The following is a 24,466-nucleotide window of genomic DNA, read 5'->3' as shown; positions in this document are numbered from 1 at the left end:
TTAATCATCAGACTATTTGATCAGATTAATCCGCAACCGATGCGGTTTGCGTCAAACTGTCAAAGAACTCCTTGCGGCCCAGCGTGCCGGTCACCTTGCCATCACGGGTCAGGATGACCGGGTTCTGGGTGATCGATCGCATCTCGATCAGATCTTTCAGCAGCACATCCTCCTGCGCGACAAAGACAATCGAGTTGTCGGTCGCGTCCAGTTCATCGGGCAGGGTGCCGTCATAATTGATCAGCTTAAGCTCGCCGCGTTCGCCATTATTGGCAGAACGCACCACACCATCCTGAAGGGTGACGCGGATATTGGCGTCTTCGAGCAGGAACTCGGTATTGCCGGACTTCTGATCGCTATCAAGGCGATGCATGATCGCCCGCCCGCGCAGGATATTGACCGGGTTCATATGCGCCACAAAGTCCGCAACATATTCGTTGGCGGGGCGAAGGGCGATGTCTTCTGGCGTGCCGTGTTGCACGACATAACCACCTTCCATGATGGCAATCGAATTGCCGAGCTTCATGGCTTCATCAAGATCGTGGCTGACAAACAGGATGGTTTTATTGAGCTTCTCCTGCAAATCCAGCAACTCGTCCTGCAGGCGGTTACGGATCAACGGATCAAGGGCCGAGAACGGCTCGTCCATCAGAAGGATCGGCGCATCGGTGGCAAAGGCGCGCGCCAGACCAACACGTTGCTGCATACCGCCGGACAGTTCATGGGCATATTTGTTTGCCCATTTATCCAGTCCAACAAGAGCCAGTTTTTCACGCACGATCTCGCGGCGTTCGGCCGGACCCATACCGCCCAGTTCAAGGCCAAAGCCGACATTGTCTTCAACCGTTCGCCACGGGAACAGGGCGAATTGCTGGAAGACCATGGCGACACATTCGCGGCGCAACTTGCGAAGGGTGGCGCCGTCACATTTGGTGACGTCTTCCATCCAATCGCCATCACGGACCCGAAGCGAACCACGTGATACAGAGTTAAGTCCGTTCACGCAGCGCAGAAGCGATGATTTGCCTGAACCGGACAGGCCCATCAGGACGCATATCTCACCCTGAGGCACATTGAAGGTCACATCGGCGACACCAAGGACATTGTTGGTGGCCGCAGCGATCTCTTCGCGGGTTTTACCTTCGTCCAGCAGTTTCAAGGACTCTGCCTGACGATTACCAAAGATCACGTCGATATTTTCGAATTCAACAGCATTGCTCATGATCACTGCCCCGACTTTTCTTTGTGGTCACGACGGCAGATGCGGTCCAGCACGATGGCCAGAATCACAATTGCCAGACCGGCTTCAAAGCCTTGTGCGATATTCACCGTATTGAGCGCACGCACAACCGGCTTGCCAAGGCCGTCTGCCCCAACAAGGGCTGCAATCACCACCATCGAAAGCGACAGCATGATGCACTGGGTCAGGCCCGCCATGATCGATGGCATGGCCGATGGCAATTCAACCTTGAACAGCAACTGGCGCGGCGTGCAGCCAAAGCTTTCACCTGCTTCAAGAAGGGATTTCGGCGTGTTGGAAATGCCAAGATGGGTCAGGCGGATCGGGGCGGCAATCGCAAAGATCACGGTCGAAATAAGACCGGGAACGACGCCAAGACCAAACAGGATCAGGGTCGGGATCAGATAAACGAATGTCGGAATTGTCTGCATCAGATCAAGGACCGGGCGCATCGCCTGATGCAGCCACGGGCGGTGGGCGGATGCCACGCCAAGCGGCACACCGATCAACATGCAAAACAGCGTCGCATAGATCACCAGCGCCAGCGTTTCCATGGTTTCTTCCCAATAGCCAAGATTGACCACCAGCAACAGGGACAGAACCGTAAATGCCGTCAGTTTCCATGATTTGTGCAAGACAGCGGCAAGCGCCCCAAAGACCGCAATGATCAAAAGGGCCGGCAGCCACACCAGAAAATCGATGGTGTTTTCAATAATGAATTCGAGAACATCCGAAACGGTATAGAAAACGAAATCGGCATGTTCGTTCAGCGCATCCATCAGGGACGATATCCACTGTCCCAGCGGAATCTTCGTTTCCGTGAGCCATTCCATGCGAAAAAATCCGTTCAATGAGAATTAAGAAAAATACATCCGATGCGCCCGCATCGGCCGGAAGCCAATTGCGGGCGCATCGGTAAAATCAATCGTGGTGCTTAAAGACCAAGACCGGATTTGAGCGCTGCTTTGGCATCGCCACCATCAAAGGTGGTTACACCGTCAAGCCATGCATAAGCTGCATCCGGGTTGGCTTTAAGCCATGCGGTTGCGGCTTCTGCCGGGTCGGTACCTTCGTTCAGGATCGCGTCCATGATTTCGTTTTCCATGGCGAGGCTGAATTTCAGGTTGGTCACGAATTTACCCGCATTCGGGCATTCGTCGGTGTAACCGGCACGCAGGTTGGTGTGAACAGTCGCACCGCCAAAGTTCGGGCCAAAGACGTCATCGCCACCATCAAGATAGGCCATGTCGTATTTCGCATTCATCGGATGCGGTTCCCAACCGAGGAAGACGATGAACTGATCGCGCGATGATTTGCGGCTTACTTCTGCCAGCATGCCCTGTTCGGAGGATTCAACAAGTTCGAACTCGCCTAGACCGAACTGGTTGCTGTCGATCATGTCCTGGATAAGACGGTTGCCGTCATTGCCCGGCTCGATGCCATAAATTTCGCCATCAAGCTGATCCTTGAACTTGGCAATGTCGGCAAAGTCCTTAAGACCCGCATCAAAGGCGTTCTGGCTCACAGCAAGGGTGTATTTCGCACCTTCAAGGTTGGCGCCGGTCGACACAACGGTGCCTTTATCAAGGTAGGGCTGAATATCGGCTGCCATGGTAGGCATCCAGTTGCCGAGGAAGACGTCAACGTCGCCGTTGGCAAGGCTCGTGTAGGTGACCGGTACCGACAGCAATTCGGTTTCCGCGGTATAGCCAAGTGATTCAAGGATCACGGATGCGGTCGCCGTGGTTGCGGTGATGTCGGTCCAGCCCACATCAGAGAAAGTCACGGTTTTGCAGGCATCGCTATCGGCTGCTTTGGCAGCAGTTGCACCCAAAAGGGTGGTCGCAATAATGGTGCTGCCAAGAAGGCGGCCGAACGTGGAAAGATTGGTCATGCTTCTGGTTCTCCCTTGTATAAACCTGATGTTGCTGATGACCGGATTTGGCCGGTCATCAGAAGACGCTCGGTTCCGGAGGCCAGACGAACATCAACGCAACAAACATGTCGCCAACACTCGCCCAGAGCCATCAACCACATTCCCCTGAATGGGTGTGATGGGCCGGAATAATCACAAAAACAGCCGCATAGCCGCGCAGCAAAGGCCAAAAGCCCTGAGAAACGCGCCGCATATGTCGGCGTGTTTTTATTGATTGATTGTTCAATTAAATTACAGCATATTCACGAGACGTCAATTGCGAAGGATTAAAAACTGCGTCTTATGCTGTTGCACCGGCGTTAAACCCTTCGCAACGCAGAGGATTGGATGAATTAATGCCCAAAGTTGGTATGCAGCCTGTACGCCGCAGGCAGTTGATCGACGCAACGATTGAAACCATTCACCAGCACGGATTCGCCGATACGACGATTGCGCGGATCTCTAAGGCTGCCGGTATGTCGTCCGGGATTATTTCGCACTATTTTGGCGGCAAGAACGCCCTGTTGCGGGAAACCATGCGCTCCCTGATGAAGGATTTGCGCAATGACTACATGGTGCGACTGGCAACGGCCAAAACGCCGATGGACCGACTTGAGGCGATCATCAATACCAACTTCAACGAAGAACAGTTCACCCCGCAGGTGACAGTGGCCTGGTTGTCCTTCTGGGCGCAGGTGCCGTTCTCTGATCAGTTGCGGCGTCTGAACAATATCTATTTTCAGCGCCTTGCATCCAATCTGCGGCACGAGTTGCGTCAATTGACCACCGAAGAATGCGCAGATGAAATCTCGTCTGCGATTGCCGCCATGGTTGACGGCATCTGGGTGCGAACCGGTCTGTCACGCGGACAGGCCGACATTGCCGGGGCGCGCAAGATGGTGCTGGGCACCTTGCGCCTGTATCTGGCGAATTCGCCCAGTCCGGCAAAGTGCCCAAAGAAGCACGTAAAGAAGTAATCGAACCAAAACACAAAGACCACGGCTGCCGGTTGTCCCGGTGGCCTGCAGGAGTTTTAAGATGAGCCTTTATCAAATCCAGAATTTCATCAATGGCAAGAAGACCCAAGGTTCGGGCGCAGAGATGGTTACCCTTAACCCTGCGACCAACACGGTTCTGGCCAAGGGTCACGAAAGCACCGCTTCTGATGTTGATGCCGCGGTCAAGGCCGCGCGCGCCGGGTTCGAAATCTGGAAAAACACACCAGCTGCCGAACGGGCACGTGTCCTTTTCAAGGCCGCCCAGATCCTGCGGGATCGCAATGATGAACTGGCGCTGGTTGAAACCCGTGATACCGGGCGTGCCATTCAGGAAACTGAAATTGTCGATGTGATTTCGGGTGTCGAATGCCTTGAATATTTCGCTGGTGTGGCTGGCAGCCTTGCGGGCGAACATATCGATCTTGCCGGCAACTTTGCCTATACCCGCCGCGAACCGGTTGGCGTTTGTGGTGCTATTGGTGCCTGGAACTATCCGATCCAGATCGCCTGCTGGAAGGCAGCCCCGGCACTGGCATGTGGCAACGCAGTTGTTTACAAGCCGTCCGAAACCACGCCGCTTTCGGCCATTGCGGTTGCCGAGGCCCTTAAAGAAGCCGGTCTTCCCGATGGCGTTTACAACGTTGTGCAGGGCGCGCGCGAAAGCGGTGCCGCGCTGGTTGAACATCCGGGTGTGGACAAGATTTCCCTGACCGGATCGGCCGCAACCGGTGCCAAGGTGGCCTCTGTTGCAGCAGGTGGCATGAAAGCCGTCACCATGGAACTGGGCGGCAAGTCGCCAATGATCGTGTTCGAAGATGCCGATCTGGACAACGCTGTCTCCGGCGCGCAGATGGCGAACTTCTATTCATCAGGTCAGATTTGCTCGAACGGGACGCGTGTGTTTGTGCATGAAAGTGTTGCCGATGCCTTCATCGAAAAGCTGATCGCACGTTCCAAGGATCTTGTTCTTGGCGATCCGGAAAAACCTGAAACCCAGGTCGGCCCGATTGTCACCAAGGCACAATACGAACAGGTCATGTCCTATATCGAAAAGGGCAAGGCAGAAGGGGCGAAATGCGTTCTTGGTGGCCATGCTGTCACTGAGGGCATGCCAGAAGGCGGACTTTTTGTCGCACCGACGGTATTTGCCGGTTGCACCGATGACATGACCATCGTGCGCGAGGAAATCTTTGGCCCGGTAATGTCTGTCCTGACCTTTAGCGACGAAGACGAAGTGATCAAGCGCGCCAATGACACCGAATACGGTCTGGCGGCTGGTGTGTTCACCAAGGATTTGTCGCGTGGCCATCGCGTGGTCGCACGGCTTGAGGCCGGTACATGCTGGATCAACACCTATAACATCACGCCGATCGAAATGCCGTTTGGCGGTGTCAAGAAATCGGGCGTTGGCCGCGAAAACGGCCGTGCGGCGATTGAATATTACACCCGCATCAAATCCGTTTATGTCGAAACCGGCGATGTCGAGGCCCCTTACTAAGGGGCTTTGACCAACCAACGTCGCCAACCACTCACCGGCTGCCCACACAGCAAGACCAAACAAGGGATCAGAAATGACGACCCCAACGACCACTGAAAAATATGATTATGTGATTGTCGGTTCAGGTTCGGCAGGGGCTGTGCTTGCCAACCGACTGACCGAAGATGCCGAGGTTAAGGTTCTGGTGATCGAAGCCGGACCAAAGGATCACTGGTGGGACTGGCGCATCCATATGCCGACAGCACTTTCCTATCCGATGCAGTCGGAAACCTATAACTGGGCCTATTGGACAACGCCGCAGCCCAACCTGAACAACCGCCGCATGGAAACGCCGCGCGGGCGCGTTTATGGCGGGTCAAGTTCGGTCAACGGCATGGCTTATGTGCGCGGTCACGCACTTGATTACAATCGCTGGGCCGAAGAAGACGCAAGCCTCAAGGAATGGGATTATGCGCGCTGCCTGCCATATTTCCGCAAGGCCGATACGCGCAACGAAGACACCGAAGGTGATGAATATCACGGCGGTGATGGTCCGCTGCATGTGACGACCGGTGCCTGTCAGAACGACCTGCACAAGGCCTGGATCAAGGCCGGTCAGCAGGCGGGTTATGAATTCACCCCGGATCAGAACGGCTACCGCCAGGAAGGTCTCGGGACTATGGATATGACGGTCTATAAGGGCCGTCGCTGGTCAACCGCGCGCGCCTATCTGCATCCGGCGATGAAGCGCCCGAACCTGACCGTTTATCACAAGGCTTTCGCGCAACGTGTTGTTTTCGAAGGAAAACGTGCCATTGGCCTCGACTTCGTCCATGACGGCGAAAACAAGCGCGCCCTTGTTGATCGCGAAGTCATCATTTCGGCCGGTTCGATCAACTCGCCAAAGCTTCTGATGCTTTCGGGTGTTGGTCCGGCAGCCCATCTGCGCGAACATGGCATTGATGTTGTCCATGATCTGCCCGGTGTCGGTGAAAACCTTCAGGACCATCTTGAACTCTATGTTCAGATGGAGTGCACCAAACCCATCAGCCTGAACAGCAAACTCGATTGGTGGAACAAGCTTAAGATCGGGGCAGAATGGTATCTGTTCAAAACCGGACTTGGTGCCAGCAACCATTTCGAGGCGGGCGGCTTTATCCGTTCCAAGGCGGGCGTGCAGCACCCAGACATTCAGTATCACTTCCTGCCAGCCGCGATTAACTATAACGGCTCCAAGGCGGCCGAAGGCGATGGCTTCCAGGCCCATGTCGGTCCGATGCGTTCCAAATCGCGCGGTACGGTCCGTCTGGCATCCGCCAACCCCAAGGATCGCCCGATCATTGATCCGAACTATATGAGCCACCCGGATGACTGGGAAGAAATGCGGGCGTCTGTCCGCCTGACCCGCGAAATCTTTGCCCAGGAAGCCTTTGCCGATCTGCGCGGGGCGGAAATTGCACCGGGCAAGGACATCCAGACCGATGAAGAGATCGACGCATTTGTCGCCGATCACGCCGAAAGTGCCTATCACCCGTCCTGTTCGTGCAAGATGGGCAGTGATGAGATGTCCGTGGTGGATGAGAAAACCCGTGTGCATGGCGTCGAAGGCCTGCGTGTGGTCGACAGCTCGATCATGCCGACCATCGCATCGGGCAACCTCAATGCCCCGACCATCATGATCGGTGAAAAGGCCGCCGACATCATTCGCGGTCGCACGCCGCTGGCACCATCGAATGCACCGTATTTCGTGCATCCGGAATGGGAAACCAAACAGCGCTAAATTTGTGGACTTTAAATAGTCTGATGATTGTCCCCGGTTCATCTTTTTGATGGATCGGGGATTTTTATTTCCGGTGATTGCAATCGGTTCGGCATCGGAGGATGATCATGGCATATTGTATCCAAATCCCGCGACATACAGCGCCAACGAAGAAGTGCCGCCATGCAAGAAATCAGCCTGCTTAATTCCGTTATCGGTCCCGTTATGCGCGGGCCGTCCAGTTCCCATTGTGCGGCACCCTATATGATGGCCAAGCTGGTGCGCGAACTTTCCTGTGCCAACGGTGAAACGCTAAGGCGTGCCGTGATCCGCTTTGATCCCCGTGGGTCCTTTGCGCCGTGCTACAAGTCGCAAAGCTCGGACGAAAACTTTGCCGCCGGGCTGGCCGGGGCCAAGCTGACCGATCCGGACTATCGCGAAATTCTTGGCCGGGTAGAGCAGGGCGAAGGCTTCCATTTCTCGATCGAAGTCACCGAGCTTGAAAACAACAACCACCCAAACCGTGTTGATCTTGAACTGAGTGTCACGACCCCGGATGGCGAGGAACGTACAGACCTTTATACCGGCGCATCCGTCGGCGGCGGGATGTATTACATCGACGGCCGTAATGGTGAGCGCCTGTTCATGACCGGCAAAACGGCAACCGTCTTTGTCTGGGGCGCCGACGCGGTGGCACAGGCTGACGCCTTGGCAAACGAACTTGCGGCAGGGGAAAACAGCCTGCTGGGTGTGTCGGTTGAGCCCGATCACGAACGGGTCGAAATCGCGCTTCAGGCCTTGCCGAATGCCGATGTCCTGACAGCCATTCGAAATCGCGATGGCATTACAGGTGTGCGCTTTGCCGATGCATCGCAATATCCGGTTTGCGCCACCGATGAGCTGTTTTCCGAAAGTGCCGCGGTGATTGCGGTGGCCGACAATCAGGAAGGGGGCTCCATCGCCGATGCCGCCCTGGTGCTGGAGGCAAAACGACTTGGACTATCCCGCGATGCCACTCGTGCGCTGTTTCGCGAACGGTGCGAACTGATGCTGCGTGTCGTGGCAGAGGGATTTGAGGCCAAGCCGGAAGACAACGTCATGCGGTTTCTGACACTGCGGGCCCGTACTGTCCGTGATGCCAACCTGCCCGCGGGGCTCGGTGGCCCGGTGTTGCAGGATGCCATGGCCGGTGCGCTTTCGGCGATGGAACGTGACAGCAACCGGGGGCTTGTTTGTGCCGCACCAACGGCGGGCAGTGCCGGTGTGGTGCCGGGCACGCTTTATGGCCTGATTCGTCATGGAATTGAACTTGATGGAGCGACCGATGCCTTGCAAACCATGGCCTTGATCGGGGCGGTGTTTGCCGCGCGTGGAACCTTTGCCGCCGAATGCGGCGGCTGTTCGGTGGAAACCGGCGCATCGGCGGCGATGGCGGCCGCCGGGGTGACACAGGCCTATGGGGGCACGCCAAAGCAATGCTTTGATGCCGCCAGCATGTGTTTGATGAATACGCTGGGCCTTGTCTGTGATCCGGTGGGCGGGGATGTGGAAATCCCGTGTCATGCCCGAAATGTCGCCGGTGTGTCGCATGCCTTTTCATCGGCGATGGCGGTTCTGGCCGGGTTTGATGCGGTGCTGGCATATGATGAACTGGTCGATCAGACGGTGAAGATCGGCAATATGATGCATCCTGATTTGCGCTGCACAGCGCGCGGGGGCTGTGCCGCCACCAAAACCGCCCTTCGCATGGTCGAAGCGGTTCGTCAGAAACCTTAAAACGCTGATTCTCAAGGGCCTGTTGCCTGCCAACAGCAATAGCCAGTACCGCAGGTATCACGCTTTGTTGGCCGCTTTGCGCAATCGTTCTGCTTTGACTTGGCCGGTTTTGGCATAATCGGCGAAAAGCGGGTGTAAGGCCGGAAAAAGGGCAGTTTTTCCTTGATAGGTCGACCGGATTGGGCAGGATAAGCCCACATCCATTTTCAAATATGAGGGTTCCTCATGTTCACCCCGAACTTGCTGACCGCCAATGACCGGGCAGGCCAATATCCTGATTCCTATTATGCCGCGACGGCGAATGCGACCGCACCCTTTGCCAAGCTTGAAGGGGATCAGACCTGCGACATTGTCATCATTGGTGGCGGCTTTACCGGGCTGTCATCCGCACTCCATCTGGCGGAGCGCGGCTATGACGTGATCCTGCTTGAGGCGCACCGGGTCGGCTGGGGCGCGTCGGGGCGTAATGGCGGGCAGGTAGGATCTGGCCAGCGCCGTGAACAGGATGAACTTGAACAGATGGTCGGGCGCGATGATGCGCATAAACTTTGGGATATCGCCGAAGAATCAAAGGACGTCGTCAAGGCCCTGATTGCCAAGTATAATATCCAGTGCGACTGGAAGCCGGGCATTTTGCATGCCGATCACCGTGCACGCTTTGTCGAACATTCCCGCACCTATGCCGAAAAACTTCAGACCGAATACGGCTATGAGGATATCCGTTTTGTTGACCGTGATGAAATGCGCGCGATGCTTGGCACCGAATTTTATCATGGCGGGTCGCTTGATACGGGGGCGGGGCATTTGCATCCGCTGAATTTCGCCCTTGGTCTGGCCGACGCCGCACGCAACGCTGGCGCACGTATTTTCGAAGGTGCGGTTGTCACGTCTTATGAAAATCAGGCGGGCAAGGTCACAGTGAAAACCAGGGATGGCGGCGTTGTTAGCGCTAACAAGCTTATCCTTGGCTGCAACGGGTATCTTGATGCGTTGGATGATCGGGTGGCAAAACGTGTGATGCCGATCAACAATTTCGTCATTGCCACCGAGCCGCTTGGCGATGATTTGGCACGCGAACTGATCCGCGATGATGTCGCGGTCGCGGACTCAAAATTCGTGATCAATTACTACCGGCTGAGTGCGGATAAACGCATGCTTTTTGGTGGCGGGGAAACCTATGGCTATAATTTCCCGCGGGACATCAAGGCGTTCGTGTCGCCGCATATGCTCGAAGTCTATCCGCAGCTGAAAGACGTCAAGATTGATTATGGCTGGGGCGGGACGCTGGCGATCACGATGAACCGCATGCCGTTTTTTGAGAAGATCGAGGATAATATCTTTACCGCGTCGGGCTATTCCGGGCACGGGGTTGCGATGGCAACCCTTGCCGGTCAGATCATGGCCGATGCCGTTTCCGGCACCATGGAACGGTTTGACGTGATGGCCAACATCAAAACCCCGGTGTTCCCAGGCGGGAAGATGTTGCGCTTCCCGATGCTGGTGGCCGCGATGCTGTGGTATTCGATCCGCGACAAGCTTTGATCTGATGTGACGTGATGGAGGGCTTAGCGCTTTGTATTGCGCTAAGCCATTTTGCGTCCTTCGTCTTTCTCTTTTTTGGTCTGGGCACTGGTGTCCTGATCGCCGGTGTCGGGAGCCGTGGTATTTCGGTTGCCCGTATCGGGCGTACTATCAGGGGTGCGGGCGCCAGATGGGTCTGCATCCGTTGTATCGGTCTTAACGACCTGTGTGTCTTGGTCCGTATTATCGGATGCGCCGCGTGCGGTCAGAAGTGCCTTGGTGCGTTCCCATTTTTTAGGGTTCAAAGCCAAAGTGGTCGCGTCGCTGAACGATACGTCATACCCGCGGTTCAGGGCTGCCTGCATTGTTGCCTTGACGCAGAAATCGCCGTCCAGACCCACGATAATCAGTTTGCCGACTTTCTGACGATCCAGAACGCGATCAAGCTCTGGTTCGCTAAACCCGTCCGCACGTGCCTTGACGATATCGTGGTCGATATCGCCGTTGATCCGTTCATCAAGATCAAGGCCCTTGGACTTGGGGCTGCCACGACCTTCATTCAGGAGCTTTACGAGAAAGTTGATGTACCAGCCACGGAATGTCTGGCGGATCGAGATCACCGGCGTTCCATTGGCATTGGCGGCTTCAACCAGTTTATTGATTGCAGTGATCAGTTTATCGACCATGTCGGCCGGATAGGCATGCTTGCCATCCGAACTGGTGAAATCTTCCTGGACGTCAACGATCAGAAGGGCACTATTGGGGCGCTCTGCGAGATTGATCTTTCTGCCCTTGCTGGGGGCGAGGTGATGGCGTTGGCCATAGATGGTGTAGGCGATGGCGCCCACCAGTAAAATGACAATAAGAGTGATCACCGACCACATGTCCAGGCTCTCCGTTTCGTCGTCTCAGGTCGCTTCGTAAATCTACTTTGCAATCGGACTTAAAGACCATCGGTGAACCGGGCAGTTCAGGTGCGGTAACGCACTGAACCACACCCGACCACTTTGGGACGGGTGTTCCAGGCCAGATGTATCCAATTGTCAGAATGCCGGATGCCGCGTTGCGGCGCGTCCATTGGACGTCACGAACAGAGCTATTTTTTTCTACTCTTCCAGCATTCTTCATAACCACATGAAATCGCAATCATTTAAATTTGTCAACTTAGCCGACAAAAAGCAAACCCGCGGTTTTGCGGGGTGCGTGGTTATGTGTATCTGATTGCCTAACGTTTCAGGATCAGTTTGGTTCCCAACTTGATACCGGGTCATAGCGTTCGCCCTTGGACAGGATCACGCCATTATGGGCGGCAATGCCGACTTCAAAGCTTGAAGCGATGCGAAGGGCCCGTTCCATGAAATGTCGGGCGGCGGGTTCTTCGCAATATTCCGAAAGGGTTTGGGCAAAGAGTTGCAGCCAGCGGTCAAAGTGATGACGGGTGATCTTGAGCGGCAAGTGCTTTTGCATCGGGCGCCCGTCATAGTTGCCAGTCGCCAGCGCGACCGAGGACCAGAACATCACCATGCGATCAAGATGATGGTCCCAGTTATCCACCTTTTCATCAAACACCGGGCCCAGCAGGTCATCATCGCGCACCTTGGCGTAAAAGCCATGCACGATATTCTTGATCATGTCCGTATCAATGCCGGTATCTTCCTTGATACGCCGCGTGGCAATTTCGCGACGTTCCTTGATTTCGGCAAGGGTTGGCTGTTTTTCGGACATGATTTCTGGCCTGTTTTGCGCATCAACTGGAACCGCTTTAAACGACGAAGCGATTTTCGGACATGACATATGTCACTTTGTGTCCGAACGCAAACAGATCACCTGTTATGGCATTATCGGTCAGGCAAACCGATCATGCAGGCCGTAATACCGATACCCGATAGAACGCGCCACACGCCGCAATGACGCCATCGGGAATTTATCCATCGGTGTCGTCAAGACAGCGCCCAGATCCTCTTCATCGCAGATGCCCAGCATCCGTTCTGCCAAAAGCTTGCCGCCCAAACTTGCCATCGCCACCCCGTTGCCATGCCAGGCAAGGGCGGTCCAGACATCGTGATGACCCGGAACCCGCCCGATATAAGGCCGCCAGCTTTGCGACAGGCAGGCAAGCCCGTTCCAGTGATGGGTAAAGGCAACATCCTGCCAAGCCGGGAACATGCGTTTGAAATTATCGAGCAGATCCTGTTTGCCTGCGGCAAAGGCCTTCGGCGTTGCGGTAATCCCGCCGCGTCCACCAAACAGAAAACGATTATCCGGAAGTTTGCGGAAATAATGCAGCAGAATGCGGCTGTCAAAAGCCATAAGGTCGCTGGTCCAGCCTTGATTTTCAAGCTCATCCGGGCGGAGCGGACGGGTAATCAGAATACCCGAAAAGACCGGCATCAAACGTCCGCCAATCCAGTCGGGCAGGTTTTCCGCGCTATATCCGTTGGTGGCGATGACGATCTTGGCCGCCGTGATTTGGGTGTTGCCGGCATAGAGGCGATAGGTATCGCCATCTTCCTCAAACCGTTCGATGGTTGCCTGTTCGAATATCCGAACACCCGCACGAACGCATTGTTCATGCAAGCCGGAAAGATACTTCATCGGGTTGATGCCAAACCCGGCCTGAACATGCAAACCGCCATACGTTTCCGCCGCACAAAGACCGCGTTCCTTCAATGCGTCGCGGCTTAGCAGTTCTGTCGGGATGGTTGTGAAATGGGATAGTTCCTGTGCCTCATGGGCCAGTTCGGCGACGCGGTTGGGCTTATGCGCAAGCACGACTTCGCCGTCAGAATGACGATCCGCATCAATGTCCCAGTCATTCAGGCGTTGATCCACCAGATCAATGGCATCGCGTTGATGACGGGCAAACTGTTTGACCGCGTCTTCGCCAAAACTCTTTGCCAGTTGGCCAAATCCCTTGCCACTGCCACCCATGCAGCAAAAACCACCATTGCGCCCCGATGCGCCCCAACCGGACCGACCGGCATCAAACACCGCAACACTGGCGCCGTTCTTTGCCAGTTCCAGCGCCGTCGACAGGCCGCAATAACCGCCACCGATGATGGCGATATCGGTTTTAAGATGACCTTCTTTGGGCAGGGTTTCACAGGCAGGAAGTGGCGATGCACTTTCGACCCAATAACTGTCAGGCAGGGTGTCGGTGCGATAGGCGGCGGGTTGATAGATACGTTTTAGCATGGTGGGCTCTTTTGGGCGTTGGGATAGGGTGTGCCTGTGGGGCAGGCTTTGATGGGCGGTTTGTTATCTGTTTAATCAAAATACCCGGCAATGATAACTCATGCCGGGTATTTGTATAAGTTACTGTAATCGAAACCGGATTACATTTTGCCAAGTTTCTTCGCGGTCTCGTCAAAGGCGGCACGCGCCCGTTTGACCAGCTCGTCGATTTCTTCCTTGGTAATGCAAAGCGGCGGCGACAGAACCATGCGATCACCACAGGCACGCATGATCACGCCATTGGCAACGCAGGCATCGCGGCACATGGTGCCAACGGTACCCGGCTTGTCGAACATCTTGCGGGTTTTCTTGTCATCAACCAGCGGCATACCGGCAATCAGACCGACGGTTTCAACCGCACCGACCAGCGGATGGTCTTCAAGGGTTTTCAGTGCCTTGGCGAAATACGGGCCGATATCGTCCTTGACGCGTTCGACCATCTTTTCTTCGCGCAGGATACGAATGTTTTCAAGTGCGACCGCCGCACATGCCGGATGACCGGAATAGGTGAAGCCGTGGGTGAATTCACCGCATTCATTGATCAGCACATCGGCAACCCGATCGCCAACCATAACCGCCGAGATCGGCAAATAACCCGAAGACATGCCCTTTGCCATCGGCATGAGGTCCGGCTTGATGCCAAAGGTGTCAGAGCCAAACCATTCACCGGTTCGGCCAAAGCCGCAAATAACTTCGTCAGCAATCAGAAGGATGTCGTATTTTTTGCAGATACGCTGAATTTCCGGCCAGTAGGTTGACGGCGGAATGATCACGCCACCCGCACCCTGGATCGGTTCACCGATAAAGGCACCAACGCGGTCTGCACCAAGTTCCTTGATCTTTTCTTCAAGCTTGCGGGCTGCAATCAGGCCGAATTCCTCGGGGGTGTGATCGCCGCCTTCGCCGTACCAGTATGGCTGGTCGATATGAACGATATCGCGCACCAGCGCACCGCCCTGCGAATGCATGCCCGACATCCCGCCAAGCGACGCACCGGCAACGGTGGAGCCGTGATAGGCGTTCTTGCGGCTGATGATGGTGGTCCGTTCCGGTTTGCCCTTAAGGTTCCAGTACTGGTGCACCATACGGACAACCGTGTCGTTCGCTTCCGAGCCGGAATTGGCGTAGAAAACGTGGTTCAGGCCTTCTGGCGTGATTTCGGCAAGAACTTTGGAAAGCTCGATCGCCGGGGTGTTCGCGCACTGGAAGAAGTTGTTGTAATAGGGCAGTTCAAGCATCTGCTTGTAGGCGGCTTCGGCAAGTTCCTTGCGACCGTAGCCGACATTGACACACCACAGGCCCGCCATGCCATCAAGATAGCGTTTGCCGTTGGAATCTTCGATAAAGACGCCTTCGGCACGTGTGATAACGCGGGTGCCACGATTGTTCAGGTCCGCCGTATCGGTGAACGGGTGAATGTGGTGAGCCTGATCAATATCCTGCCAATAGGCGGTTTTGTCGAAATTATTCATAACGTCTCCTGACAGCGGCGCTGCTCTGCTTTCGTGCGATATGTTGAACATCTGACCTTAGTGTTCGTTTTTTCGAACACCTTTGCAAGAGGATTTTTCGACAATCTTTTTGAGGAATTCAAGGTCAGTTTTTGTTACCTGGCGGTCGATGTGAGTGGTCTGTGCTGCTGAACCATCCTGTCGCGCCAGAAAATTGTGCATTGCATGATTTGCACGATATATCGAACGAAGGGGCTTGACCGGGGCTATCCGGCGCGGCACGATGCGTTACAGTTTAATAACAGGCCTTCTCTGGGAGTATATGACGATGAACAAGTCGTTCGTCGAAGACAGTAGGGCGGAAGCCCAACGATTCTTTGAAGAAAATCCGGATGTCGAACTTGTTGAGTTGCTCATTCCCGACATTAACGGCGTGTTTCGCGGCAAGCGAATCAGCAAACAGAAATTCCTTAAAAGCTTTAGCGAAGGTGTAACGCTGCCGGGCTCGATGTGCCTGGTTGATATCACGGGTGACAACCCCGAAGGCACAGGCCTTCTTTGGTCGAGCGGTGATCAGGACAATCTGGCAAAACCGATCCCGGGCACCCTTTGCCGTGTGCCTTATGGCGAGCTGCCGCTCGCACAGGTGATGATGAGCCTGTATAACCTTGACGGCACCAAGTTTTTTGCTGATCCGCGCAATGTGTTGCAGGGCGTCGTTGATCGCATGGCGGCCGATGGTTTTTATCCGACCGTAGCACTTGAACTTGAATTCTATCTTGCCGATCAGAACCAGGAAACCGCCGCACCACTGCCGCCGCAGCCGCTTGGTGGTGGAATTGCGTCTGATGGCGTGCAGGTTTATGGCCTGCAACAGATCGAGGATTTTGAAAAAGTCCTGCATGATGCGGTTGCTGAACTGAACCGTCAGGGCATCCCGGCCGACACCATCGTTGCCGAAGCAGGCCCGGGGCAGTTTGAAATCAATCTTGGTCACGTGACCGATCCGATGATGGCGGCAGATCACGCCATGCAGCTTAAACGCGTGGTTAAGGGGATTGCCTGGGATCACGGCGTGACTGCGACCTTCATGGCAAAACCGTATTCCGATCAGGCGGGCAATGGCCTGCATGTTCATGTGTCGCTGCGCGACAAGGATGACAATAACGTTCTGTCGCCGGTGGGTGACGAGGAAGTGTCGGACAATCTGCGCTTTGCGATTGGTGGCCTGCAGGAAAGCATGTTTGAAAGCATGGCGATCTTTGCACCCAACCCGAATTCCTTCCGCCGGTTCCAGAACAAGGCCTATGCGCCGATGTCGCCGAACTGGGGTTTGAACAACCGTACTGTCGCCCTTCGTATTCCGGCTGGCAGCCCGAAGGCCGCCCGTGTCGAACACCGCGTGTCGGGTGCCGATGCCAACCCGTATCTGGTTCTGGCGTGTGTTTTGGCGGGCATGCATCACGGCATGAAGAACAAACTTGATCCGGGCGAGCCCACAGTTGGCAACGGCTATGAACAGCATGGCGGACGCATTGTTCCGCGCAGCATGATTTCGGCCCTCGATCGCTTTGTCGAAGGTGACATCGTCAAGGAATACCTTGGCGAACGTTTTGTCGAGGTGTTCGATATCTGCCGTCGTGCCGAATATGACGAGTTCTTTGCCGAAGTCACCCAGCTTGAATATCGCTGGTATCTCGACGCGGTATGACCAGATAAAACAACAATAAAGTTTGACAGGGAAAAGACGGGAATGTCGCAAAAGGTAGGGGATCGTCTGAAGGCGGTGCGCAGCATGTACGGGCTGTCGCAGCGTGAACTGGCCCGCCGGGCCGGTGTGACCAACAGCACGATCTCGACAATTGAACAGAACCGGGTCAGCCCGTCTGTTGATAGCCTGGCCAAGGTTCTGGCTGGCATTCCCATGAGCCTGATTGATTTCTTCACAATCGACCTTGATACCGGTGAAGAAATCTTTTTCAGGAAAGAAGACCTTGTCGAACTGTCTGACGGGACGATGTCGATGCGTCTTGTCGGGGCATCGCGCAAGGACCGTAATTTGCGCGTGCTACATGAAACATACCCTGCGGGCGGGGATACCGGTAACAACCTGATTGTCCAGAAGGGCGAGGAAGCCGGTGTTGTCGTGCGTGGCAAGCTTGAAGTCACGGTGGGCGAACGGGTCAAGGTGCTTGGCCCCGGTGATGCCTATTACTTCAATGCGGAAATTCCACATCGTTTTCGAAATGTGGGTGACGGGGAATGTGAAGTCGTCAGTGCGGCGACGCCACCGTCATATTGATGACAGATCGTGCTGCCACAGTGCCTATCAAGATGCCACGTGCCACGATCAACTTTGAAAAATCCAAACGCGCCATCCGTCAGGAGACTTGCGATGACCAATCCGATGAATTTTGAACAACTGACCGCGCAGGCCGCCGCCCTTGATATTCGCAACAAGGCGTTCATCAACGGGGCCTATGTCGATGCGGCATCCGGCAAGACATTTGATTGCATCAGCCCGCGTGACGGGTCGGTGCTGACCAAGGTTGCCGAATGCGATGTCGAAGACGTCAATCGTGCGGCGGCATCGGCGCGTGCGGTGTTTGAAAAAGGCAGTTGGTCGGAAGCCGCCCCTGCGAAACGCAAGGCGATCATGCTGCATTTCGCCGATCTGCTTGAAAAGAACGCCGCCGAACTGGCACTTCTCGAAAGCCTCGATATGGGCAAGCCGATCACGCTTGCGGCGCGTGATGACATTCCGCTGTCCTATAAGTGCATCCGCTGGTACGCCGAGGCGATTGACAAGATCTATGACGAAATCTCCCCGTCGGGCACCAATGAAATCGGCATGATCACCCGTGAACCGCTGGGTGTGGTTGCCGCCGTTGTGCCGTGGAACTTCCCGCTGATGATGGCGGTCTGGAAGCTTGGCCCGGCCCTGGCGATGGGGAACTCGATCATCCTCAAACCAGCTGAGCAGTCACCACTGACCGCACTCCGTGTCGCCGAAATCGCGGTTGAGGCCGGTATTCCCGAAGGTGTTCTGAACGTCGTTCCGGGCTTTGGCCCAACGGCAGGCAAGGCGCTTGGCCTGCATGAAGATGTTGATTGCGTGACCTTTACCGGGTCTGGTGAAGTCGGCAAGCTGTTCTTGCAGTATTCCGGTCAGTCGAACATGAAACGTGTCTGGCTGGAATGCGGCGGCAAAAGCCCGAACATCGTTCTGGCCGATTGCCCGGACATGGATGCGGCTGCCGCGGCGGCAGCGGGCGGTATCTTCTATAATCAGGGCGAGGTCTGCACGGCTGGTTCGCGCCTGATTGTCGAAGAAAGCATCAAAGACGAGTTCATTGAAAAAGTGGTCGCCGCGGGTGCAAAAATGCAACCGGGTGATCCGCTTGATCCGCAAAGCCAGATGGGCGCGATTGTCGATGAAAGCCAGATGAACCGTGTTCTAGGCTATATCGAAAAAGGATCCAGCGAGGGCGGGGTCCTTCGCACCGGTGGTAAACGGGTTCGCACCGAATCTGGTGGGTATTATGTCGAACCGACCGTGTTTGACGGCATCAAGAACGACATGACGATTGCCAAAGAAGAAATCTTTGGCCCGGTTCTGTCGGTTATTTCGGTCAAGGACTGGAAAGAGGCTGTTCAGACCGCAAATGATACGCCATATGGTCTGGCAGCAGCAGTCTGGACGCGCGACATCAACAAGGCACACATGACCGCAAAGAAACTGCGTTCGGGTCTTGTATGGGTCAATTGCTGGGACGGTGGATCAATCACCATGCCGTTTGGTGGTTACAAACAGTCCGGTACCGGTCGCGACCGTTCGCTGCATGCGCTGGACAAATATTGTGAAATCAAGTCGACCTGGATTGCACTGGGCGACGCGTAAGAGCTCCGTCGACCGCTGGCAGGCAGATGGTCCGGGTTTGATACGGGAAGTGAGAAGGGTTTAAAAATGAGCAGCACCGGGGTCATTGACACCAAGGGCGGTGATAACGCCTTTACGGCAAAATCTGTGCATCAGAACACCAGCGAGCCGATGTATTCCGGTGCGCTGTCCTTCATGCGCCGCCGATATTCGCGCGATCTCAATGGGATTGATGTTGCTGTGACCGGTATTCCTTATGATCTTGCAACATCAAGCCGACCGGGCACGCGTCTGGGCCCGCAGGGGGTGCGTCGTGCATCGACCAACCTTGCATGGGCACCGCATTTCCCGTCTGGCCGTGATATCTTTGCCGAGATGGCGGTGATTGACTATGGCGACATGGTCATTGATCCGGGCCATCCGGAAAAGCTTCCGGAAATGATCGAAGATCACGCACGTGACATCGTTCAGTCCGGTGCCAAGATGCTCACAATCGGTGGCGATCACTTCATCACCTATCCGATCCTGAAAGCACACGCCGAAAAGTACGGTGATGGCATTTCGCTGATCCAGTTTGATGCCCATTCCGATACCTGGGAAGATGACGGTGATCGCATTGATCACGGCACCATGTTCTGGCACGCGGCCCAAAAGCGCATCGTCAATCCGTCAAAATCCATTCAGGTCGGCATTCGCACCCACAATGAATCGACCCACGGGTTCAATATCCTTTATGGCCCGGATGTTCAGTCGATGTCGATTGATGCCATTGTCGAAAAGATCAAGGCCACGGTTGGCAATAACCCGGCCTACATCACCTTTGACATTGATGGGCTGGATCCATGCTATGCGCCGGGCACTGGTACGCCGGTTCTGGGCGGTTTGACCAGCCATCAGGCCGTGTCGATCCTGCGCGGTCTTGCGGGGCATGTGAACCTGATCGGCAGTGACGTGGTCGAAGTTTCCCCGCCCTATGATGTTTCGGACATCACAGCGCTCGCCGGTGCGACCATGGCGTGGGAAATGCTGAACATTCATGCGGTTAACCGCGCAAAGTAATCTGACGTTTCAGATCAAAAAATTAGAGGGCCGGTATTATTTCATGATACCGGCCCTTGTTTTTTCATTTTCCTGTGCTCGGATAGGGTCCACACTCAGAAAAACAAAAGAAGACAAGAGATACGGAAATGAAACCAATTGCTATTTCGCGCCTGACCATCTGTGGCATTGACGAACTGCCGACCCATCGCAGCCATGGCGTGACCCACGTCCTGTCGGTCCTTGATCCCGAACGTGAAGATCCGACCATATTCGCGAACTTTGACCCGCATGAACGCACTATTTTACGTTTCCATGACGTGATCGAGGACAAGGAAGGCCGTCCGGCCCCGACCAAGACCGATGTCGAAGCCATCCTTGCTTACGGCGAAACCCTGATCGGAAGCCGTGCGGATCGTCGCGATGGGCATTTGCTGGTGCATTGTCATATGGGCGTGTCGCGTTCGACCGCCGCCATGATCACCCTGATGGCACAGTACGAGCCGGACCGTGATGAAGACAGCATCTTTACCACCATCCGCGAAATGCGCCCGATTGCCTGGCCGAACTCGGTCATGATCGCCTTTGCCGATGAACTTCTTGGCCGCGAAGGACGCCTGACCGCAGCCCTTCATCGCCACTACGCCATTCAGCTTGAGCGTGATGCGATGTTCGAACGCTGGATGACCGAACTGGAACGCCAACGTGAAGTCGGCTTTGGCAAAGGCCTGCAGAAGACGTAATTCGTCCGCCACAGGCACTCTGTCGCAGCAACTTCGTTGAGGTTACAGTTGCTGCGATAGGGTTTTGGTTTTTTCTGTAACAACATTGCCAGTGTGTTTGGTCGATTTGCTTTCAATCAGCAGGACCCAGCATTCTTCCTTGGCAATCGGGTTGTGCATGATCCCTTTGGGGATGGTCAGAAATTCACCTTCGCTCAGTTCGACCTTGTGGTCTTCGAACTCGATGATCAGGCTTCCTTTGACGATATGGAAAAGCTCGTCTTCCTCGTCATGGGCATGCCAGACCAGTTCGCCTTTTACTTTTGCAATTTTGAGATATTGGTCATTCACTTCACCAATGATCTTCGGCGACCAATAGTCGGTAATTTGATCAAAACTTTGCATCAGATTGCGTGCGACGAGTGTGCTCATGAAAATGCCCTGTTGTCTGCTAGTGTGGTTTGGTTTTGATTTCGCGACTTTATATCCGGGGCGATTTTCGCACTGAAGTCCTAATCTTTTTGGGCCAAGCCTTTTGCGCAAGAATGTGAAAAGCCGATATGCTGGCGAATGCGACGCCGCGTTCGATTAGCATTTGTCTGACGCGTTGAATCGATTTAAAAGGCGGTGGGTCCCACAGACCACATACTATTGATCCGCCGAATTTGCGGACAATTCGAACGGAGAAACGTCATGACAGCCAAAGCTGTTTGTCTTGGGGAACTGCTGATTGATTTTGTTCCGACCGTGACCGGAACCGGCCTTGCCGATGCGCCGGCCTTTGCCAAGGCGGCCGGGGGCGCACCGGGCAATGCGGCTGTGGGGTTGCAGCGTCTGGGTATTGAAACCGGTTTTATCGGTAAACTCGGCGATGATGCCTTTGGCCATTTTCTGGTCGATACCCTTAAGGCCGACAATGTCGATACATCGGGCATTGTTCTGACCAAGGAAGCCTTGACCGGGCTTGCATTCGTCTCCCTGCGTGCCGACGGGGAACGCGAATTTTCATTCTATCGCAGCCCGTCAGCCGACATGTTGCTCAGCATTGATGATCTTGATCAGGACATGCTGAAATCAACCGATCTGTTCCACTACGGAACGCTTTGCATGATTGATGATGACCCACGCGCGGCGACGCTTGAGGCGATCAAGATCGCGCGTGAAAACGGCGCGATCATTTCGTGTGACCCGAACCTGCGCCTGCCGCTGTGGCCGAGTGCGGAAAAGGCACGTGAAATCCTGCGCCTTGCAATCAGTCAGGCCGATGTCGTCAAGATGTCGGACGAGGAAATCACCTTTGTCTCCGGCAAGGATGACCTTGAAGAAGGCATCAAGGATCTGTGGTGTGATCAATGGCGCGCGATGATTGTGACCTACGGTCCCAAGGGATCGCGTTACATCACGCCGGCCTTTGATGGCTTTGTACCGTCCTTTGAAATCACCGCGGTCGATGCCACCGGGGCAGGGGATGGCTGCACGGCTGGCTTCCTGTCGCGCCTTTTGAAGGATCCGGAACTTCTGGGGTCTGAAGAAAAACTTGCAGCCGCGTGCCGCTTTGCCAATGCGGTGGGCGCGATCACGGCAACCAAACGTGGTGCCATCAACGCATTGCCGACGGAAAAAGAAGTCGAAGACTTTCTTTCGAACCGATAAGATCGCAGGCGTAAATGAAAAATCACGCGGCGGCCATAATCTTGCCGCCGCGTGCTGCAAACTGTCCCACACATGGTTTGAAACGCGTGTTAGCCTGTTGGCGATAGCACCGCATTGTTATGAATAAATTTGAATGGGCCGAGGGTGGTATGTCTGCTGATAAAATGACCGCAAGCTGGGATAAACTCGATCAACTGGGCGCGGAAGTTTCCGAAAAACTCAATCTGCGTCAGGCCTTTGCCGACGATCCTGCGCGCTTTGAACGATACAGTGCGGCCCTCAATGACCTGTTTGTTGATTACTCCAAAAACCTGATCACCGACGATGTGATGGCGGCCCTGGTCGAGCTTGCCAAGGCGGCCAATGTTGAAGGCTGGCGCGACCGGATGTTTAAAGGTGATCGGATCAATGTCACCGAAAACCGCGCGGTCTTGCATACAGCACTTCGCAATCTTGATGGCGGCCCGGTCGAGGTTGACGGCGAAGACGTCATGCCTGCGGTCAAGGAAGTGCTTGGCCGTCTGAAAGACTTTGCAGCACGTGTCCATTCTGGTGAATGGAAGGGGCATACCGGCAAGAAAATCACCGATGTGGTCAATATCGGTATTGGGGGCTCCGACCTTGGCCCGGTCATGGTCAACGAGGCGCTGCGTCCATATCACATCGATGGCATTCGCTGCCATTTTGTGTCGAACGTTGATGGCGCGCATATTGTCGATACGCTGAAATTCCTTGATGCGGAAACGACGCTTTTCATCATTGCATCCAAAACCTTCACCACAGACGAAACGCTAACCAACGCTTATTCGGCGCGTGACTGGCTTGTCGGCATGCTGAAAGACGAAGCCGCCGTTGCCAAGCATTTCGTTGCCGTCTCAACTGCGCTGGACAAGGTCGCGGCATTTGGCATTGATACCAACAACGCATTCGGTTTCTGGGACTGGGTTGGTGGACGTTACAGCCTGTGGTCGGCAATCGGTCTGCCGATCATTCTGGCCGTCGGGTATGACAAGTTCGAAGAATTGCTGCGCGGTGCGCAGTCAATGGACAACCATTTCAAAACAGCCCCGATTGAAACCAACATTCCAATGATCCTTGGTCTGATCGGGGTGTGGTATCGCAATGTGCTGGGCGCATCGAGCCAGGCGATCCTGCCCTATGATCAGCACCTGTCACGCCTGCCGGCCTATCTGCAGCAGGCCGATATGGAAAGCAACGGCAAATCAGTCACCCGTGACGGCAAGCCGATTGCCTATGAAACCGGCCCGATCATCTGGGGCGAACCGGGCACCAATGGCCAGCATGCATTTTATCAGCTGATACATCAGGGCACGGAGCTGATCCCGGTTGACTTCATTATGGCGGCCAATGCGTTGCATCCGTTGGCCAACCATCATGACAAGCTGGTGTCGAACTGCCTTGCACAGTCAGAGGCATTGATGCGCGGCAAGACCGAGGACGAAGTCCGCGAAGAGCTTTCTGGCAGTGACCTGTCACCGGCCGAGATTGATGTGCTGGCACCGCAAAAGGTGTTTGATGGCAACAAGCCCAGCACCATGATCCTCTATAAGCAGCTTGATCCGTTCACCCTTGGCCGGTTGGTCGCGATGTATGAACATAAAATCTTTGTTCAGGGCATCATCTGGAACGTCAATTCCTATGACCAGTGGGGCGTTGAACTTGGCAAGCAACTTGCCAAGGAATTGCTTCCGATGGTCGAGGGCAAGGAAGATGCCGGTGCCCGCGATGCATCGACCGCCGGTCTGATCAAACGCCTGCATGCATTGCGTGGCTCATAAGCT

The 24,466-nt window shown here is 55.0% G+C and carries 20 protein-coding genes; 12 read left to right on the top strand and 8 right to left on the bottom strand.

All coding sequences use genetic code 11. From position 1 onward, the window contains the following. Positions 1–25 precede the first annotated feature (25 nt). The 3 genes from choV to WBY09_RS12035 form a co-directional block, all read right to left on the bottom strand. Positions 26–1,222, bottom strand: a complete 1,197-nt coding sequence (choV, locus tag WBY09_RS12045) for a choline ABC transporter ATP-binding protein (RefSeq protein ID WP_336232798.1) — start codon at positions 1,220–1,222, stop codon at positions 26–28. 2 nt (positions 1,223–1,224) lie between these two features. Then, on the bottom strand, positions 1,225–2,073 hold the full coding sequence (gene choW / locus WBY09_RS12040; protein WP_008891859.1) for a choline ABC transporter permease subunit: 849 nt from the start codon (positions 2,071–2,073) through the stop codon (positions 1,225–1,227). Positions 2,074–2,174: 101 nt separating this feature from the next. Then, a complete protein-coding gene (locus WBY09_RS12035; RefSeq protein ID WP_063086929.1) occupies positions 2,175–3,134 on the bottom strand; it encodes a choline ABC transporter substrate-binding protein in 960 nt (319 codons plus the stop codon). Positions 3,135–3,511: 377 nt separating this feature from the next. Here WBY09_RS12035 and betI point away from each other — a divergent pair, with 377 nt between their 5' ends. The 5 genes from betI to WBY09_RS12010 all read left to right on the top strand — a co-directional run bounded on the left by betI (position 3,512) and on the right by WBY09_RS12010 (position 10,707). Next, complete coding sequence (betI, locus tag WBY09_RS12030) at positions 3,512–4,132, top strand: choline-binding transcriptional repressor BetI (protein ID WP_336232797.1); 621 nt, start codon at positions 3,512–3,514, stop codon at positions 4,130–4,132. A 61-nt stretch (positions 4,133–4,193) separates the two neighbouring features. Further along, positions 4,194–5,651 carry a betaine-aldehyde dehydrogenase gene (gene betB / locus WBY09_RS12025; RefSeq protein ID WP_336232796.1) on the top strand — a complete coding sequence of 486 codons (1,458 nt, stop codon included), beginning with the start codon at positions 4,194–4,196 and terminating at the stop codon, positions 5,649–5,651. 73 nt (positions 5,652–5,724) lie between these two features. Next, the gene (gene betA / locus WBY09_RS12020) at positions 5,725–7,410 is read left to right on the top strand and encodes a choline dehydrogenase (protein ID WP_336232795.1); all 1,686 of its coding nucleotides are present in this window, start codon (positions 5,725–5,727) and stop codon (positions 7,408–7,410) included. 162 nt (positions 7,411–7,572) lie between these two features. After that, positions 7,573–9,165, top strand: coding sequence for an L-serine ammonia-lyase, iron-sulfur-dependent, subunit alpha (locus tag WBY09_RS12015; RefSeq protein ID WP_336232794.1), 1,593 nt, complete (start codon positions 7,573–7,575; stop codon positions 9,163–9,165). A 225-nt stretch (positions 9,166–9,390) separates the two neighbouring features. Next, on the top strand, positions 9,391–10,707 hold the full coding sequence (locus tag WBY09_RS12010) for an NAD(P)/FAD-dependent oxidoreductase (RefSeq protein ID WP_336232793.1): 1,317 nt from the start codon (positions 9,391–9,393) through the stop codon (positions 10,705–10,707). A gap of 41 nt (positions 10,708–10,748) precedes the next feature. Here WBY09_RS12010 and WBY09_RS12005 read toward each other — a convergent pair whose 3' ends face one another. The 4 genes from WBY09_RS12005 to WBY09_RS11990 form a co-directional block, all read right to left on the bottom strand. Then, a complete protein-coding gene (locus WBY09_RS12005; protein WP_336232792.1) occupies positions 10,749–11,570 on the bottom strand; it encodes a cysteine hydrolase family protein in 822 nt (273 codons plus the stop codon). A 355-nt stretch (positions 11,571–11,925) separates the two neighbouring features. Continuing rightward, entirely contained in the window at positions 11,926–12,411 is a 486-nt protein-coding gene (locus tag WBY09_RS12000; protein ID WP_063086936.1) for a group III truncated hemoglobin, read from the bottom strand. Positions 12,412–12,531: 120 nt separating this feature from the next. Further along, a complete protein-coding gene (locus WBY09_RS11995) occupies positions 12,532–13,881 on the bottom strand; it encodes an NAD(P)/FAD-dependent oxidoreductase (RefSeq protein ID WP_336232791.1) in 1,350 nt (449 codons plus the stop codon). Between the two features lie 140 nt (positions 13,882–14,021). Beyond that, positions 14,022–15,392 (bottom strand): aspartate aminotransferase family protein, encoded by a 1,371-nt coding sequence (locus tag WBY09_RS11990; RefSeq protein ID WP_286791190.1) that lies wholly within the window; start codon positions 15,390–15,392, stop codon positions 14,022–14,024. Between the two features lie 307 nt (positions 15,393–15,699). Between WBY09_RS11990 and WBY09_RS11985 the strand changes: the two genes are divergently transcribed. The 5 genes from WBY09_RS11985 (at position 15,700) to WBY09_RS11965 (ending at position 21,032) form a co-directional block, all read left to right on the top strand. Continuing rightward, positions 15,700–17,082 carry a glutamine synthetase family protein gene (locus tag WBY09_RS11985; protein WP_008891847.1) on the top strand — a complete coding sequence of 461 codons (1,383 nt, stop codon included), beginning with the start codon at positions 15,700–15,702 and terminating at the stop codon, positions 17,080–17,082. Positions 17,083–17,124: 42 nt separating this feature from the next. Further along, positions 17,125–17,673 carry a cupin domain-containing protein gene (locus WBY09_RS11980; RefSeq protein WP_008891846.1) on the top strand — a complete coding sequence of 183 codons (549 nt, stop codon included), beginning with the start codon at positions 17,125–17,127 and terminating at the stop codon, positions 17,671–17,673. Between the two features lie 93 nt (positions 17,674–17,766). Further along, entirely contained in the window at positions 17,767–19,272 is a 1,506-nt protein-coding gene (locus WBY09_RS11975; protein ID WP_286791193.1) for an aldehyde dehydrogenase, read from the top strand. A 66-nt stretch (positions 19,273–19,338) separates the two neighbouring features. Then, positions 19,339–20,310, top strand: a complete 972-nt coding sequence (gene speB / locus WBY09_RS11970) for an agmatinase (RefSeq protein ID WP_286791195.1) — start codon at positions 19,339–19,341, stop codon at positions 20,308–20,310. A gap of 128 nt (positions 20,311–20,438) precedes the next feature. Beyond that, a complete protein-coding gene (locus WBY09_RS11965) occupies positions 20,439–21,032 on the top strand; it encodes a tyrosine phosphatase family protein (protein WP_336232790.1) in 594 nt (197 codons plus the stop codon). A 42-nt stretch (positions 21,033–21,074) separates the two neighbouring features. On the opposite strand, the gene WBY09_RS11960 is transcribed toward WBY09_RS11965, so the two are convergent. Next, positions 21,075–21,443 (bottom strand): cupin domain-containing protein, encoded by a 369-nt coding sequence (locus tag WBY09_RS11960; RefSeq protein ID WP_286791197.1) that lies wholly within the window; start codon positions 21,441–21,443, stop codon positions 21,075–21,077. A 261-nt stretch (positions 21,444–21,704) separates the two neighbouring features. On the opposite strand from WBY09_RS11960, the gene WBY09_RS11955 reads away from it, so the two are divergent. Together WBY09_RS11955 and pgi are read left to right on the top strand one after the other, a co-directional pair. Next, positions 21,705–22,664, top strand: a complete 960-nt coding sequence (locus WBY09_RS11955; protein WP_286791198.1) for a PfkB family carbohydrate kinase — start codon at positions 21,705–21,707, stop codon at positions 22,662–22,664. A 149-nt stretch (positions 22,665–22,813) separates the two neighbouring features. Next, positions 22,814–24,463 carry a glucose-6-phosphate isomerase gene (gene pgi, locus WBY09_RS11950; RefSeq protein ID WP_336232789.1) on the top strand — a complete coding sequence of 550 codons (1,650 nt, stop codon included), beginning with the start codon at positions 22,814–22,816 and terminating at the stop codon, positions 24,461–24,463. The last annotated feature ends 3 nt before the right edge of the window (positions 24,464–24,466 follow it).

The sequence above is a fragment of the Thalassospira sp. CH_XMU1458 genome, from assembly GCF_037027205.1.
In the GTDB taxonomy this organism is placed as follows: domain Bacteria; phylum Pseudomonadota; class Alphaproteobacteria; order Rhodospirillales; family Thalassospiraceae; genus Thalassospira; species Thalassospira tepidiphila.
Note: the sequence above shows the minus strand (reverse complement) of the source record. Positions and strands in the feature narration are given on the sequence as shown.

What these genes read in the sequence shown, in the direction of transcription:
- choV (WP_336232798.1), bottom strand. Translation starts at nt 1,222, where the DNA reads ATGAGCAATGCTGTTGAATTCGAAAATATCGACGTGATCTTTGGTAAT.
- choW (WP_008891859.1), bottom strand. Translation starts at nt 2,073, where the DNA reads ATGGAATGGCTCACGGAAACGAAGATTCCGCTGGGACAGTGGATATCG.
- WBY09_RS12035 (WP_063086929.1), bottom strand. Translation starts at nt 3,134, where the DNA reads ATGACCAATCTTTCCACGTTCGGCCGCCTTCTTGGCAGCACCATTATT.
- betI (WP_336232797.1), top strand. Translation starts at nt 3,512, where the DNA reads ATGCCCAAAGTTGGTATGCAGCCTGTACGCCGCAGGCAGTTGATCGAC.
- betB (WP_336232796.1), top strand. Translation starts at nt 4,194, where the DNA reads ATGAGCCTTTATCAAATCCAGAATTTCATCAATGGCAAGAAGACCCAA.
- betA (WP_336232795.1), top strand. Translation starts at nt 5,725, where the DNA reads ATGACGACCCCAACGACCACTGAAAAATATGATTATGTGATTGTCGGT.
- WBY09_RS12015 (WP_336232794.1), top strand. Translation starts at nt 7,573, where the DNA reads ATGCAAGAAATCAGCCTGCTTAATTCCGTTATCGGTCCCGTTATGCGC.
- WBY09_RS12010 (WP_336232793.1), top strand. Translation starts at nt 9,391, where the DNA reads ATGTTCACCCCGAACTTGCTGACCGCCAATGACCGGGCAGGCCAATAT.
- WBY09_RS12005 (WP_336232792.1), bottom strand. Translation starts at nt 11,570, where the DNA reads ATGTGGTCGGTGATCACTCTTATTGTCATTTTACTGGTGGGCGCCATC.
- WBY09_RS12000 (WP_063086936.1), bottom strand. Translation starts at nt 12,411, where the DNA reads ATGTCCGAAAAACAGCCAACCCTTGCCGAAATCAAGGAACGTCGCGAA.
- WBY09_RS11995 (WP_336232791.1), bottom strand. Translation starts at nt 13,881, where the DNA reads ATGCTAAAACGTATCTATCAACCCGCCGCCTATCGCACCGACACCCTG.
- WBY09_RS11990 (WP_286791190.1), bottom strand. Translation starts at nt 15,392, where the DNA reads ATGAATAATTTCGACAAAACCGCCTATTGGCAGGATATTGATCAGGCT.
- WBY09_RS11985 (WP_008891847.1), top strand. Translation starts at nt 15,700, where the DNA reads ATGAACAAGTCGTTCGTCGAAGACAGTAGGGCGGAAGCCCAACGATTC.
- WBY09_RS11980 (WP_008891846.1), top strand. Translation starts at nt 17,125, where the DNA reads ATGTCGCAAAAGGTAGGGGATCGTCTGAAGGCGGTGCGCAGCATGTAC.
- WBY09_RS11975 (WP_286791193.1), top strand. Translation starts at nt 17,767, where the DNA reads ATGACCAATCCGATGAATTTTGAACAACTGACCGCGCAGGCCGCCGCC.
- speB (WP_286791195.1), top strand. Translation starts at nt 19,339, where the DNA reads ATGAGCAGCACCGGGGTCATTGACACCAAGGGCGGTGATAACGCCTTT.
- WBY09_RS11965 (WP_336232790.1), top strand. Translation starts at nt 20,439, where the DNA reads ATGAAACCAATTGCTATTTCGCGCCTGACCATCTGTGGCATTGACGAA.
- WBY09_RS11960 (WP_286791197.1), bottom strand. Translation starts at nt 21,443, where the DNA reads ATGAGCACACTCGTCGCACGCAATCTGATGCAAAGTTTTGATCAAATT.
- WBY09_RS11955 (WP_286791198.1), top strand. Translation starts at nt 21,705, where the DNA reads ATGACAGCCAAAGCTGTTTGTCTTGGGGAACTGCTGATTGATTTTGTT.
- pgi (WP_336232789.1), top strand. Translation starts at nt 22,814, where the DNA reads ATGTCTGCTGATAAAATGACCGCAAGCTGGGATAAACTCGATCAACTG.